16 protein-coding genes and 1 pseudogene are annotated in these 13,894 nt (G+C 54.6%); 1 reads left to right on the top strand and 16 read right to left on the bottom strand.

Annotated elements, in window-relative coordinates; all coding sequences use genetic code 11:
- Nucleotides 1-45 precede the first annotated feature (45 nt).
- The 13 genes and pseudogenes from virB10 to FFM53_RS33010 form a co-directional block, all read right to left on the bottom strand.
- Complete coding sequence (gene virB10 / locus FFM53_RS33070; protein WP_138333824.1) at nucleotides 46-1,152, bottom strand: type IV secretion system protein VirB10; 1,107 nt, start codon at nucleotides 1,150-1,152, stop codon at nucleotides 46-48.
- A complete protein-coding gene (gene virB9, locus FFM53_RS33065) occupies nucleotides 1,149-2,030 on the bottom strand; it encodes a P-type conjugative transfer protein VirB9 (RefSeq protein ID WP_138333826.1) in 882 nt (293 codons plus the stop codon). Before virB9 ends, virB10 begins: the two co-directional genes overlap by 4 nt.
- Nucleotides 2,027-2,740, bottom strand: a complete 714-nt coding sequence (locus tag FFM53_RS33060) for a type IV secretion system protein VirB8 (protein ID WP_138333828.1) — start codon at nucleotides 2,738-2,740, stop codon at nucleotides 2,027-2,029. Before FFM53_RS33060 ends, virB9 begins: the two co-directional genes overlap by 4 nt.
- The gene (locus FFM53_RS33055) at nucleotides 2,737-2,895 is read right to left on the bottom strand and encodes a type IV secretion system lipoprotein VirB7 (protein ID WP_138333830.1); all 159 of its coding nucleotides are present in this window, start codon (nucleotides 2,893-2,895) and stop codon (nucleotides 2,737-2,739) included. The genes FFM53_RS33060 and FFM53_RS33055 overlap by 4 nt, the downstream gene beginning before the upstream one ends.
- 31 nt (nucleotides 2,896-2,926) lie before the next feature.
- Nucleotides 2,927-3,811 carry a type IV secretion system protein gene (locus tag FFM53_RS33050; protein WP_138333832.1) on the bottom strand — a complete coding sequence of 295 codons (885 nt, stop codon included), beginning with the start codon at nucleotides 3,809-3,811 and terminating at the stop codon, nucleotides 2,927-2,929.
- 66 nt (nucleotides 3,812-3,877) lie between these two features.
- Nucleotides 3,878-4,549 (bottom strand): TrbJ/VirB5 family protein, encoded by a 672-nt coding sequence (locus tag FFM53_RS33045; protein ID WP_138333834.1) that lies wholly within the window; start codon nucleotides 4,547-4,549, stop codon nucleotides 3,878-3,880.
- A gap of 13 nt (nucleotides 4,550-4,562) precedes the next feature.
- On the bottom strand, nucleotides 4,563-6,932 hold the full coding sequence (gene virB4, locus FFM53_RS33040; RefSeq protein ID WP_138333836.1) for a type IV secretion/conjugal transfer ATPase VirB4: 2,370 nt from the start codon (nucleotides 6,930-6,932) through the stop codon (nucleotides 4,563-4,565).
- Nucleotides 6,932-7,258: a type IV secretion system protein VirB3 gene (locus tag FFM53_RS33035; RefSeq protein ID WP_138333838.1), complete on the bottom strand. Its 327-nt coding sequence runs from the start codon at nucleotides 7,256-7,258 to the stop codon at nucleotides 6,932-6,934. Before FFM53_RS33035 ends, virB4 begins: the two co-directional genes overlap by 1 nt.
- Nucleotides 7,258-7,620 (bottom strand): pilin major subunit VirB2, encoded by a 363-nt coding sequence (virB2, locus tag FFM53_RS33030; protein ID WP_138333840.1) that lies wholly within the window; start codon nucleotides 7,618-7,620, stop codon nucleotides 7,258-7,260. Before virB2 ends, FFM53_RS33035 begins: the two co-directional genes overlap by 1 nt.
- Nucleotides 7,621-7,690: 70 nt before the next feature.
- Nucleotides 7,691-8,365, bottom strand: a complete 675-nt coding sequence (locus FFM53_RS33025) for a type IV secretion system lytic transglycosylase VirB1 (protein WP_138333842.1) — start codon at nucleotides 8,363-8,365, stop codon at nucleotides 7,691-7,693.
- 454 nt (nucleotides 8,366-8,819) lie between these two features.
- Nucleotides 8,820-9,167, bottom strand: a pseudogene (gene tnpB / locus FFM53_RS33020) (IS66 family insertion sequence element accessory protein TnpB).
- A gap of 148 nt (nucleotides 9,168-9,315) precedes the next feature.
- On the bottom strand, nucleotides 9,316-9,570 hold the full coding sequence (gene tnpA / locus FFM53_RS33015; protein WP_138333844.1) for an IS66-like element accessory protein TnpA: 255 nt from the start codon (nucleotides 9,568-9,570) through the stop codon (nucleotides 9,316-9,318).
- Between the two features lie 45 nt (nucleotides 9,571-9,615).
- Nucleotides 9,616-9,888: a LexA family protein gene (locus FFM53_RS33010; RefSeq protein WP_138333846.1), complete on the bottom strand. Its 273-nt coding sequence runs from the start codon at nucleotides 9,886-9,888 to the stop codon at nucleotides 9,616-9,618.
- Nucleotides 9,889-9,927: 39 nt separating this feature from the next.
- Between FFM53_RS33010 and FFM53_RS33005 the strand changes: the two genes are divergently transcribed.
- Nucleotides 9,928-11,043, top strand: coding sequence for an IS630 family transposase (locus FFM53_RS33005; protein ID WP_138333848.1), 1,116 nt, complete (start codon nucleotides 9,928-9,930; stop codon nucleotides 11,041-11,043).
- Nucleotides 11,044-11,192: 149 nt separating this feature from the next.
- On the opposite strand, the gene FFM53_RS36715 is transcribed toward FFM53_RS33005, so the two are convergent.
- The 3 genes from FFM53_RS36715 to FFM53_RS32995 all read right to left on the bottom strand — a co-directional run bounded on the left by FFM53_RS36715 (nucleotide 11,193) and on the right by FFM53_RS32995 (nucleotide 12,867).
- Nucleotides 11,193-11,429, bottom strand: a complete 237-nt coding sequence (locus FFM53_RS36715; protein WP_246413360.1) for a hypothetical protein — start codon at nucleotides 11,427-11,429, stop codon at nucleotides 11,193-11,195.
- A gap of 79 nt (nucleotides 11,430-11,508) precedes the next feature.
- A complete protein-coding gene (locus FFM53_RS36710) occupies nucleotides 11,509-12,021 on the bottom strand; it encodes a hypothetical protein (protein ID WP_246413358.1) in 513 nt (170 codons plus the stop codon).
- 132 nt (nucleotides 12,022-12,153) lie between these two features.
- Nucleotides 12,154-12,867, bottom strand: coding sequence for a GntR family transcriptional regulator (locus FFM53_RS32995; protein WP_138333850.1), 714 nt, complete (start codon nucleotides 12,865-12,867; stop codon nucleotides 12,154-12,156).
- Nucleotides 12,868-13,894 lie beyond the last annotated feature (1,027 nt).

Genomic DNA, 13,894 nt, shown 5'->3' with positions numbered 1-13,894 from the left:
CAAAGTCTCCAATCTTCATTGTCGTTGAGGTGCTTGGGCCATTGTTTATCGACTTCTCGCTCTCTTTGGCGCGTTGGTCGCCTTAAGCTCGTATATTTCTGAGAAATCAAGATCACGAGCGACAAAAATGGACACGGCATCACCCTGGTTTTTCTTTAGGGTTGGCGGAATGTTGACCGTTGCCTCAAGCGCAGTATCGACCGTTTGTCCACCATTGCCTTGAAAATTGTTGACGCTGAGCCCGCCTGAACTTTCACCGTATTGACTGGCGGCTTGTAACGTACCCTGGACGACGCTCAAGAGCATTCCGCCTCCAAATCGTTGCCAGAAGTGATTGTCCACGGTACCGGGCATGCCGGAGCGGCCGAGTTCATCAGCGCCCGGCGACGCGAGCGAAACCACGGCATGAGTCGGTGTTTCAGCGCGGTTCCAGATTACAAAGACTCGCGCATCCCCCTGCCGTAAACCCTGCTGAATTTCACCAATAACGGTTGTTCCGCGATCTAGAAGCACAATATTATTCGTCGCCCCACGAATGTCTCGGGGTAAGACGCACTTTACGAAGCCCGGCAAGTTCGTATCGATCGCTGTTTGTAAAACGCAGGGAATAATGGTTCCTTGGGTAATCATGAAGTCAGGGTGCGGCAGGAGTTTGGCTCTGGTTGGCTCCTGCACACCGGGTTTCATGCGAGTTGACAGATCGTTCTCGACTGGAGCTTCGCCCGCCTGCAACGAGGTCTCGTTCTGTTCCTCCTCGCGGGGGTGACTAATGTCAGCCGATTGATCACCGCTATCATAAGCGAATATTGCCGATTGCGCGACCTGCGCATCATCCAGCTCTGGAGAGTTCCGTTCTGGCGCGGAGGCTGACGGCTGAACAGCCTGTTTGGGTGTTGGAGGATCGGGAGCAACCTCAATCGGTGCCGGGCGAAAAGGCTCCGCGTTGGCGACCAACGGTGTTTGAGGCGGCGGAGGGGGGGCGCCTCTTTTCTTTGCGAATCCGACGGTCCAGATGAGAGATAGAGATGAAGCCAGAATTAGGCTTGCAATCAATAACTTCTTTGATCCCGAAAGACTTCGACGAGTTGGCTCGGTAACCAGGGAGCCCGACGCATCTACATCGTGCCCCGATTCTGAGTTCGCGTCATTCATCGGCTCGTCCCTTTCACAACGCGCCATACATCGGCTCTTACCGTACCGGTGCCCGGATTTCTTCCAATGGGATCGTATGCGCTATTGAAAATTCCTAATACTGTATGGCCATCCCTCAGCCGCCATTCACGCGCAACTGCGGAAACCTCGATATAGTCTCCTTTAATCGAAATATTGGCAGCAGCTTCCTTACCGTCCGGATTGATCATGTAGATGGAGGGAATGCGTACATTGCCTGGAAAGCGGAATACAGTGGTGACTCCGTTATCGAAGACTTCCAATGGTGTTAGCGAGTGATCGCCCTGTGCGACGTAGTGGAAATTGTTGGCATCAGGATTGGCGGCTGCGGCCGGCTGATCCAACAAGTCCTGAGCTCTCTGTTGAGACCGCGCTTTCGCCCGCATCCCATCGAATATCGATTGCTTTTCTATTTCCTTCCGCCGAGCAGCAGCGTCGTCGTTCGGATAGACGAATTGTACACTGTAGTATAGGTCAGGTTGCTCTTTATCAAGTCGAGACATGACCCTGGTGGAAATGTTGAAGACATATCGTCGCGTACCTGCCTCGCTCGCAGTCAACACAATAACTGGCTGTGGGGAGAGGGCTTGACTGGCCTTGAAAAAGAGATAGTTGCCTCGCGGATGGGCTGCCAGATCCTTGCTATTCGACACGGCGACTGCTGTTACCGTCTCGCCGGCTCCGAATGTGACAACTAGTGTTGCGCCGACAGCGGTTGACATTCGGACCACCTGGTCGGGGTTGTAGGCCAGATAGCGCATGCGCGGATCCAGTTTGCCGGCAGCAGGAGTATCTTCCGCATGAACGCCCATCGCAAAGGAAATCAAACAGATCAGTGTGAGAACGGCCCTTGTTGTCATGGCTGGGTCCCTCCCGCATTCGACACGGTATCTTCCGAAGCCCGGTAGGAGGTAACGATTAATCCTGCTGGATTTGTCAGCCTCGATTGGCCAGGCAGGCTTGTGACATTTTCATAGCGGACGGTTGCAGTCCAAGTACTCACCATTGGCATCTGACCATCCAAGATGAGCGTTCGTCTGTAACGAATCTGCTGCACTCCCGGCGCAATATCGTTTGAGGAGATGTGCTCGACATCCAGCCTACCTCGCTTGCCGATTGTGACCTGCGGCGAGCTCGGACTGGGGTAATTGAAGAATTGCTGATATTCTTGGCGAACAGACGATGCGCTGAAACTCGATACGAGGTCATAGGCGTATTGAGCTGTGTCCGCTGTATAACCCTCGCGTAGGCGAACATATTGCCACAGCGAAGCATTGATGATTGCCTGCTCTTGCGTGGCCGGAAGTCGAGACACGGATACCTCGCTGTCAACCGTCCCATCCGGTCGCACCCAAAGATATACGGGCACAAGCTTGATCAACGGAACCATGGCGGCGATAGTGAAGGCCTGCGCAATATTTCCAAGAATAGCAGCAGCCGCAATGACGACCAATACCTTGGAAAGACGCCGCGCCGACTTCGCGCGTGACGTTTGGAAGGCTTCCACTTCTTTATAATGCGCGGAAAGTGATTCTCGCCCCACCAGGAGACCATACTCAGGTCCCTTCATTTAGGCTCTCCCGCACATTCGACGTCGAGATCCGATGTGGTGGGTTGCCATCGCCCCGCATTCAGCTGGAAAGCCGCACCCTTGCAAGTCGCCAGTGTATCACTCGTCTTGCAAGCGGCCAAAGCGAGGAATAGAAACAGAGAACAATACTTCATGTCGTCAACCTCAATTTTAAGAACATTGCATTTAACCGCGTGTGATCTGGGCTAGTTGGCGACGGAGGCTGAGAGATTTATTTGTACCCGCCCAGGTGCCACCACCAATATTGCTGGCTATCATCGGAAGCGCGACGATCAGGGCGTCACCAGCTAGAAAGAACATGTCGAGTTCGTAAAGCCCGATAATCTTGGCTGCCGTCGTGCCCGCAGAGTTGATCACGAAGAGCACTCCCGCGAGAGCTGCTACTTCCGTTGCAATGACCAGAGTAGCCACGATGTTCAACAGGAGAAGCAGCAGCCCGTAGGAGAGGAGCTGTCCGACCCATTTGGAAGCCATGTCGCGGGTGTGATCAAAGAGATAGCCTACAAGGATCAGCGGCCCGATCGCTACCAGTAGCTTGGTTAGGATCCCACAGGCGTCATAGATCTCGAACGTTACCCAAAGTGCACCGTAGAAAATCCACTGTGCGCCTTCAAAGGCAAGAGTGTCTTGGCTATTCATCGGTCCGATTTCGGATGCGATCTTCTGAAAGCAGACTTGGCTTAGAGCGAACATTACATCAAGCTTGTGGGGAATATCAACCAGCGGAATCTTACTGCCGCTGATGTGGTCAACGAAGCTAGGGATCGTTTCCTCAAAGAATGACACGACGAAGTCATGATAGTTCGCCTGCCCTAGGATTAGGGAGATAACGATCGATACCGTGATGATCTTCGTGATTCCACCGCGGGTATCGATTTCACCACGCATCACCAAAATGCCTTGAACTATTATCCAAAGAGTGACGCACGCCACCAGAGGCGCATTGAGCGCGCTCTGGATCTTTCCGAGCACGGAGTTCAGTGCAATTGTGAAGGCCTGATCAAAGAACGTATGTATAGCCGTAAACGGCGTAGAAATTGCAAGCTTCATCGCTCCAACCTGATTTGGCTCTTTCCACCGCAGGTGGGCTGAGTTTGAATTATTATCTGAGCCCAATTACCACGGGCCAAAGATGCGCCCGGTTTTCTCGCGTTCTAGTCGCTGCGCTGCCGCCTCTTCTGCGGCGTGAAGGCTGGCCTGCGCAGTGGTCATCGTCAGCAAACTGGTCGCCTGGCTGTTCTGGATGATGGCATCGTGGATCTGTTTGAGAAGCAAACCGTTCGTTACGGTGGCCTGCATGATGTTCCTTGAACTAGACAGCTGAGCGAGCGTCTTGCTGTTTTCTGCCAGGCGCTGGCCCATCTTCTCCAGATTGTCGGCTGCAATGTCCGCGGCATTAGCAGCACCGGTAATTTGTCGAAGTAGCAGCTTCGCTTCCGCGTCGGTACCCGAGACTTCGCGATCTTGAATGATCGCGCGCGCCGTGGACCCGGTTGGTATCGTCACGCTTAGTATCTTATTGCTACCGAACATTTTCTCGCTTAGCTGATTGGTCAAGGGATATCGGTTCGCTTGGTTGAGCGAGCCTAACAGACCGGTGACGCCGAAGGACGATGAGAACACCGTCACCAAGTTCATTGTCTGCTCGAGAATCGCGGCTGTTTTTTCGATTTGCACGATGGTCTGAGCTATTGCTCCCATGTCAATGACGGCAAACTGCGCGCGAGCTGGACCCTGCAGCACTAGGAAGGTGGTCAGCGCCGTAACTGTGAGTTGGGCAAATTTCATCAAAGTTCCTCCGTCAATCCTGCACTTCGTGATAACGTGCCATGAATTTGTCGATCCACGCACCGGGGGCCTCTCCGTATTTATCGCGGAGTTGATCGGCAAAGCGCACCGTATTGGCCCGCCCGGACAGTACGGCGACATATTCGCGCATCTCAGCCAGGTCGAATTCGCAGACAACGCTCCCGCTCTCGCGCTTAAGCAAAAATTTGCGGCTGCCGATTGCCATGTGCTCGCGGATAGCCTGAAATTCTCCTTCGGTACACTTCAAGCCGTCGATATAGGCCGATCGGTCCGCCGTCGGTGATGGATAGAAGATTTTTGTCATGCATTGTGCAACAAGACTGGCTCCGACGGGCGATTCCAGAACGTGCTCGGGTTGCTGTGTTGCGAGTATCAACAAGCCGTTATTCTTGCGAACGGTCAGCAAGAACTTGTCGATGACGGCAGCGAATTGGGGGTTTAATAAATAAAACCGGAACTCGTCGCAGCTCATGACAAAGCGACGTCCGTCCACGACAGAGCCCACGCGATGCAGTAGATAGGCAGCTGCCGGCGCGCAGACCTCCTCGTACTCCAACAGCTGCGTCATGTCGAAGCCTGTAATGGAAGCGTCGAGCTTTACTTCATCTATCTCGCCATCAAAGGCCCAACCGAGCGCGCTTCCTCGGCACCACCGCTCCAACCGTGCACCTGCGCCCTCTGAGGGGCCGTGCAACAGGAATTCGCGTAGACCTGCGATTGAGCGCATAGCTGGCTCAAACGAAAGTTGTCGGGTGATGCCCCGGTCCAAGCGGCGAACCTCTTCCGACGAAATTGCTCCACGTCCGTCGTTCTCGATGAGTGCGACCATCCACTCGCGCAGAAAATCGCGCGAGGCCGACGTATTTTCGAGGCCCCGCAGAGGCGCCAAACCGCTGGGAGCGCCTCTGCGTAGTGCCAGATATGTCCCTCCGGTGGCACGTACCAGCAGTTCACCACCGCGGTCTTTGTCAAAGAAAACTATCGCACCATTACGTTCAACCATGCTCTGCTCGAGCATCGCAAGGATAAAGGTCATTAGCGTTGTTTTGCCTTTTCCGACGGGTCCGAATATCGCCGTCATGCCAACATCATTCTCATGAGGGACGTAATCGAAAGGGGTGCCGCCGTTGGTGCGGAAGCGTGCAACTGCATTGCCCCAATGGCCAGAATTCGTGCCGCTGGGGAAATTCTCAAATGAGACCAGGCCGGCGAAATTGCGGGAGGTAATTGCCCCGGGTCGCGTGCGCCACTTGGTATTCCCCGGAAGTTGCGCCCAGTAAGCCGCCTCCATACCAATACCTTCCTGGACAATGACGGCGCCCGATTCCGCCAACCGAGTGCGGGCGCTTGCTGCGCGGTCGGCAAGGCTATTGAGATCATCGGCATAGACGCAGAGGCTTAAATGGTGCGAGCCCATTACGAATTCGTTGCTTGCCAGTGCGTCCTCTGCTTCGGCGAGTTCTGTGATCTGGCTGACGGCCTTGTCACCAGAGCTCGTCATCTGACTGGACTTAAGGCTAAGTTTGGCATGAGCCTGTGCACGCGTGAGGAAGGAGAAACTCTGGCTTAAAACAAGCGGGAAATTCGTGGACAGTAGCGGATGGAGCATACCTGTAGTGGTTTTCGCTGGATATTCTCGAAATGAAAACATGGAGCCGACGTAGCTAGCTCCGGGGGCACGAATCTCCACTGCGCGTTTGCCGCAGATCACACGATCAGTATAAATCGAAGCGCCCAGTGAGCCGCTAACCATCGGAACTGGAGTCAAACGGCAGGTCATTATCAGCCGGAGTGCCTCCGCGATTTCTGAAAAAATCACGCCATCTTTCTCGCGAATCCCAAGTCGGCGGAGACCGTAAGCGTCGAGGGCGCCAGCAGTGATGTGCCAGAGATCTTCCAGGTTCCGCGCCTGGCTTGCCAGATCGACCTCCTTGCCTTCGTAGCGCTTGAAAAAACGGCCTCTGAATTTGCCGACGGTACTGCGAGGGTACACGATCAAGGTAAGGAAGTGATCGTTCCGGAAAAGATTTCCGAGCAGCACACGCTGCTCATAAGCTTCACTCAGACTACCAGAAAACGTGCTTCGGAACTGCCGCGCCGGGGGTGACGGCACATCATTATGTCGCACGAGATGGGCGCATATCGATACGTTATCATCGGCAATGTTGCGTAAGAGCGTATTAAACGCTCGGCAGCGTGCATTTCGGATTGCAACGTCTTCCAGTTCGAAGGGCAAGCCTCTCACATGTGCCATGGCCATGATTGCGCCGTCTTCGAGAAGGACAGCCTTGTCGCTGAGGTGGCCAACATATGGCAGATATATCTCACCAGACCTCTCGGTCCTGCCACTTGTGCCGAACATTAAGCCATTCCTCTTCCTCGCCTCGGCACTTTGATCGGGTTGGGACTGACGCTTGCCCCGCCCCAGATCGACCCATCGACGCTTCTGCCTGCGGTCTGCAAATAGAGTAGCGCCACGCTCGCGGCGTTATAGTCGCGCTCAACAACAACTTTTGATCCGAGCCACAGTGGCACGAGGATAATTTCGTAAAGAGGATTCTGAACGATGACGATGATCAGGCCCGCTAACATCATGAGCAATCCGGCCAAGTTGAGCGGCACGCCTAGGAACAATGCAGGGCGTGTCGCCGCCACGTAGAGAATACTCTCTTCCAGTCGGTCGCTCATCAGCCGGCCCCAATGAGTGTTTTGCCAAGGAAGCTGGCCCCGAACATGATGACGATGCCACCGATGACACCGGCAACGAGACCGAGTGAAGCACGACCAAACATCCACGATATGCCGATGGCGACGATGCCCAGGACAGCCAGTGACTGTCCGAACGGACCAAGGATGAACGTGCAGATATTATTTACCATCGTCGCGGGATCTGTCCCGCCCGTGACTTGCGCCATCGCAGGCGCGGAGCAGACAATACTCCAGGCCGCCGCTCCGCCGGCAGCTGGCGCATAGGGAACTGCAGCACGCAACGTTGCGCTCAGCAGAGAAAAGGAGCTAAAACGAACACGATTTGTATTAGGTAACGCCATTATTGTTATCTCCATTCGATTGGCCATTGGTCATTGGTCATTGGTCATTGGTCATTGTTGTTGTTTCAATTCAAGGTCGTGCGACCTTTTGATGTGTTTGGAGACGCGATGAATCGTCTTCCGAACGCTCTTGCTCGTACGAGCCCCAGATGTCCCATATGTCTTCCGATATCTGCTTTTCATCAGCCTGTTGCGGTAGTTCGATCAGCTGTGGCACGATCTCTCGAGCGGCGGCCTCAACCTTCCGAACATAACCGTTTGCGAACCCGCGCTGCAGATCGCCCGTGTTGTAGGCGGAGATGGCCTTTCTGAGCGCAAGTTGCCGTGCCGCGGCAGTGTCGCCGCCCGCATAGCGGCTTTCAAGCAAGTACGCCGCAGCGGCAAGTGACTTGCAGGGCTGCAGGGCGTTTTCAATCGTGAGATTGAGGACGGGAAAGTTTTTACTGTTGATCTGCATAAGCCCTATGTCGATGGAATGCTGCGCGTCGAGGCGGTCTTTGACACCATAGCGTGCTTGCGTTTGATCATCCCAGTGAAGGCTCTCACCCGTAGTATTGTCATGTGCCGCAAGTGGATCAAAGCCACTTTCGACCTTGGCAATTGCCGCTAAGGTCGTCGGATCAACCGATGGTGCGCAATCGCGAGCAAGGCTATCAAATTCACGGAAGGATAGTGGGGCGGCCTCGCTAGAAAGGCACGTCGAGGTCAAAACGGCCACCGCCAAGGGCCAAGCTGCAGGGAACATTTCGTATCGCCTCAGGGTCGTAGGTTGCCGAAAGAGTCGGAGTTAATTGCCACTCGCGCTTATTGGCCATAGCCTGTTACAAAACGATGTCCCAATTCTGCATTTTGATTTCATATGAAGGAAAGTCGCATGCTCAGAGCGGGCTCGGGAAATCTGGACAGCCAGGATAGGTGCAATTTCCTGACTTCGGCTAGATGCCGGGAACAGGAGACAACAAAACGAGACTAGCGCGCCGGAATTGCCCGGCATCTGAGGCGAGGAGCCGCTCGTGGAATCATCCCAGCTTCCATCTGGCTCAAGATTAACGCCTCGGAAGTCATGCTTTTGTGATCGCACTGAAAAGTCGCTCGGCCAGCAGTGCAAGCGCACTGGCAAGGTCGTCCGGAAGCTCATCAGTCGCGTCGCTCATGGCAGGATGGAATCATATTCGAGTCCGCCATTCCAGTTCTTTTGCTCATCCTGCCGATGTTGGCCGCCAGGTCTTTTGCGGCATCCGCCAGTCTATGCCTTCGAGGAGATAACCGAGCTGGGCCGGTGTGATCACCACCGTGCCGTCAGCGGCTGACGGTCAGATGAAGCGGCCGCGCTCCAGCTTCTTCGTGAACAGACAGGCTCCTTGTCCGTCATGCCAGATCACCTTGATCAGACCTCCACCGCGCCCCCGGAACACGAACAGATGTCCGCACATCGGATCGCGCTTCAGCGTCTCCTGCACCATCAGCGACAGACCTTGGAAGCCTTTGCGCATGTCCGTGTGACCGGTCGCCAGCCAGACCTTCACACCACTCGGAACCGGGATCATCTCCGCCCCAGCACGACATCGAGAATGCGGCCCAGCGCGTCCGTGTCGATGTCGCTGTCTACGCGGATACGACGGTCCCGACCGAGTTCAATCGTCACATCGCTGCGCTTCCGGCCTGCGATGGGGTGGGTGGCCCCGAGGGAATAGGCTAGGCTGGAAGCGCGGCCTCGGACACGACCACCGGCACAAACGTGCTCGTTGTTTCCGTCCTCGGCTCCTCGATTTGGCAAAGCTCCCTGCGCCAACGGAAGAGCTGACTGACATGGATACCGGCCGATCGCGCAATCTCGGAAAGCACCGCACCTGGCTCGAGACAGGCTGCAACGAGCCGCTCTTTATCTTCCTGAGACCAGCGCCGTCGGCGCTCGACAGACGTGATCACTTCAATCTGATGCTTTGTCATAGGACTACTCCTAGTTCCGCTCCACAGAGATTCTGACTGGTTGAGTTACCGGAGGATTGGCAGTGCCTCAGGCTCTACGAGCAATTGAATGCTTCGCGCTTGTCCAGGCTGGCGTTGAATGAGGCCGGCTTTTTCCAGCGTCAGCACCATCTGGTGTACAGAGGGCGCTGTCACTTGGAAGTGCCGACGCATATCGACTTCTGCCGGGGAGCGTTTGAAGATCCTGCCATAGGCATAAATGAAGGCCAGGTATTGGCCCTGCAGCTGCGTGAACTGTGGCGCTGCGGGAGGAGGATCCTTGCCAAGCGTTTGATTCATTTGAGTTTAACCTGTGTTTCATCGCACAAGGAGGCTCAAATGAATATACGATATCATGTGGAACTCAGCCAGTTTGAACGTGAGCAACTGAACGCTCTTTTGAGCGGTGGCCGTCACGCGGCCCGCAGGCTCAAGCGTGCGCAGATCCTGTTGGCGGCGAATGAGGGTGTGAGTGACGCGGTGATCGCTGCGACCTTGAATGTCAGCGGATCGACCATCTATCGCACCAAGCGACGGCTGGTAGAGGCCAATCTCGAAGGTGCGTTGAGTGAGGAGCCTCGGCCCGGCGTTGCCCGCAAACTATCGGCCAAGGAGGAAGCGCTTCTGGTGGCGACGGCCTGTTCCAATCCGCCACCGGGACGGGCACGCTGGACGCTTGAGCTTCTGGCTGACGAGATGATCAAGCTAACCGAACACGCGCAGGTCTCCTGCGAGACCGTACGCCGGCGGCTTTGTGAAAACCATCTCAAGCCATGGCGCAAAGACATGTGGTGCATTCCCAAGGTCGATGGGGACTATGTCGCCCGAATGGAAGGCGTCCTGGATCTGTATGCTGAAACCCCAGACCCGCAAAGGCCGGTTGTCTGCTTTGACGAAAGCCCGGTCCAACTGATTGGCGAGGTGCGCGAGCCCATTCCTGCAAAGCCGATGCAGCCTTTACGCTATGATTGTGAATATCGCCGCAATGGCACCGTCAATCTTTTCGTTTTCCTCGACGCGCATCAGCCATGGCGTCGGGTAAAGCTGACCGATCGGCGCACCAACCAGGACTTCGCTGAGTGCATGCGCGAGCTGGTCGATATCGACTATCCTGACGCCCCGACCATTCGTGTGGTCATGGACAATCTTTCCACCCATTCACCCGGCGCGCTATACGATGCGTTTCCCGCAGCCGAAGCCCGTCGTGTGCTCAAGCGGCTTGAATTCCACCACACGCCGAAACACGCAAGCTGGCTGAATATGGTTGAGATCGAAATCGGCGTGCTGAAAAGCCAATGCCTCGACCACAGGATCGACGACAAGGATAAAATGGTCGCTGAGATTGCTGCCTGGGAGCAACGGCGCAACGCTCAACGAGCACAAATCAATTGGAGGTTCACAACCGAAAAAGCCCGGGAAAAACTCCACAAGGCCTATCCAGTCAAAGAGTCATAATCTCTGGGGAATGATACTAGTGTTTGCACTAGGACTTCCGATGTTCGTCTCAACCTCGCAAGACGGCCCTCACCGGTCGCTTACGATCCTTTTTGCGAGATGCCATCTGAACCCGCTAAGCGACTTTAGCGTAGGTTCTCGTCCGGCCCTTATTCATCTTTGGCCCAGCCGTTGGTGTCGGCCGTCTTCGCGAGGAGGAACGCATTGTACCTGCTGATCTCGTCGAGCTTTCTCACTAACTCGCTGTCCGGTCCACCGAGCAAGGTTTGATAGTCCTTGCCTCCTGTTGACCTCTGCCAATCATTCCCAATAAAGCGTGCGATCGCTTTGCCGAAGGAAGAAACCTTTGGTTTTGGGTTGCCAAACGATACGGCTGCGCGGCTCAATCCGCCTTGAAAGCTTGCGTCATCGAGTCCGCTATAAGGCTTTCCTTCGAAATTCTTTGCATTAAGGAAGATCTGCTAGTCACCGAACACGGCATATCCGCCGCTCCAAACCTTTTTTCGTTGCGTCCGCTGCCTCGAAGAATCTTTGTGCGACGGTGGCGTTAAGGCTGCCCTGCGGAAACCGCACGACAACAAAGCCTGTCTTACCTGTCGTGTCGTTGAGGCGAGCGGTAAGGGCGCGATATTGGCGGAAGACGTAACCTAGGGAGCCGGCAAGTCGATTGGCCGCGGCCTCATCGAGATCACTCACGGTCTGAAGCGATGCATTGGTTTTGAGGAGATACCCGCCGGGCGTAACCTCTTTCCTCAAGGTCGCAGCGTCGATCCCGTTGGCTGTTATGATCTTTGGCACAATATCTTTTGAGACTTCGGCTGAAAACGTCGCTCGATCATCATAGCTGGACTGGGAAAGCCGCGGCAAATGGAAACCTGCGGAGGGCGTTGCCCGATAGGACACAAGCACCTTTCGCTTTGCCAGCGCTATATTCTGGAATGCTGAAGGGATGCGGCAGCCTCTTTGATTTGGCAACATAATTAAAATGCTGATAGGTGATACCGACACCGGCTTTTGAATTGCCCGCAGCAGCCGCAGATATGCGCGGCACTCGACAAAGTTCTTTAGGCTCGTTGATTGGGATCATTCGTCGAGATGACGGTTGCGATGTCACGAACTTTTCGCAGGCCCCGGAAAACCTGTTAATCCACGTTCGTTCACCTCTTGTACAATCCTTGAAACGGCACCCTGTTCTAGATCAAGGTGGTTCATCAACGCGGACTCCACCAGGGTCGCTGCCCTGCCTAGTTCAGACATTGCGGCAATTAGCTTCCCGAGGCTCTCAACAAACGCGGGCCGAAGTTCCGACGCAGTTACTTCCATTCGTAAAGGGTGAGTGCAAAAACAGAATCGGTGGACGATTTTGCAAGCCTCGCAATTCAATGCTTCTTGGGCGATTTTAGTGAATATCGCTTCTGCCCTTAAGGCAAGTTCGTCAGAGGACAATTTATCCGCCACGGTCCAGGTCTCTGGGACCTGCGGCCGCATTCGATTTAATGCCGAGATCAGGGTCTCACGTCCGACAACATAAAAATCTAACAGGGCTCTTTCCGACATCGGCCTCGTGAAAAAGCCTCTTTGAGGGATGTATTGGATATTCCCTTCAGCTGCAAGCCGCTGAAGTGCTTCGCGAACTGGCGTTCGACCAAAATCGAGCTTAGACGCTAGATCCTGTTCCCTGAGATGTTGCCCCGGCACACGACCGTTACTGTAGAGAATTCGTCGGATAGCATCGTAGGCAATATCGGCCTTTGCAGGTTCTGGTTCAGTAGAAAAATTTGGGTCATCCCCACGACCTTGGGGCGCGTTCTTGCAACACCGCATTTGATAGTTTTCCTCTGTCGATATCCTTCAAGGACCTACAGGAGTTTCTTGCATTGAGACTGGACGGTCGCTTCGAATTAAGATCGAATTAGTCGGCCCTTCCAATGCCGGCACCGCGTTTCGCGCCCGAACCAGATTCGGCATCAACCACCTGTAACAGCCGCGGCCGTAATTGGCAGCTATTGCATTATAGCGCTGATTTCAATGGCATAGGCACACGGCTGGGTCGGGTAGCGCGCTGGTCCAATGTCTACCGCCTGTCGTATTTCGCAAGCGGCCAGCTTTAAGCGAACCGTGCTCTTCGGTGGACGTGTGTCGGCCTCACCGTCAACGAATAATTTTGCCGATCGGTTATTCCTACCAATCAGCCGATTATAGGCATAGGCGGATTTGATGTATCTTCCGCTATCTGCGACCTCGCGAAGCGCATTCAGATGCTCGTTCCGCTCGGCCGGGCAGCGTATAGCACGCCGTGGAGCAACCACACGTTCGCCATCGAGCAATGCGAGCCCCATTTCCGGGCTATCACACCTGACTTTGTTTGGATGCATTTTGTCACGTCGGTTCATCTAAGCCTCCGGTCGCTGACCAGGGTAGTCCCCCTGCCGCGTGTTGAGCAGGTCTAGACGGGGCTCCATCATAGATCAATATTCAACAATAATATATTTTTTGATATATTCGGCCAATTGCCCGGTCGGACTTTAATACTCTAGTTACCGAATACAAATCCCCAGGCGATATAGTATAGCGCGCGCGCGTTGAAGGTTTGCTTGAGTCCGCGAATGTTCGAGCTGACAATCTCCCGTTGGTGATGGCCAAAGCGCGGAGTGGTCATGTACGGCTATGACTCCCTCAAAGCAGCACGAAAAGTTCCCCTCTATCTGACACGCCCGACATGTTGGTGGGATTGAGTAGTTCGGCAACACCGGGCAGATCACAAGTAATTGTATTTATTGGAAGAATCTAAGTCCGACGGAGACACTTCCTTCGCGCTTGTATCGAAAGTCAAACACAGATCGCTGACAAG

Source organism: Rhizobium indicum, from assembly GCF_005862305.2.
GTDB classification, from domain to species: domain Bacteria; phylum Pseudomonadota; class Alphaproteobacteria; order Rhizobiales; family Rhizobiaceae; genus Rhizobium; species Rhizobium indicum.
Note: the sequence above shows the minus strand (reverse complement) of the source record. Positions and strands in the feature narration are given on the sequence as shown.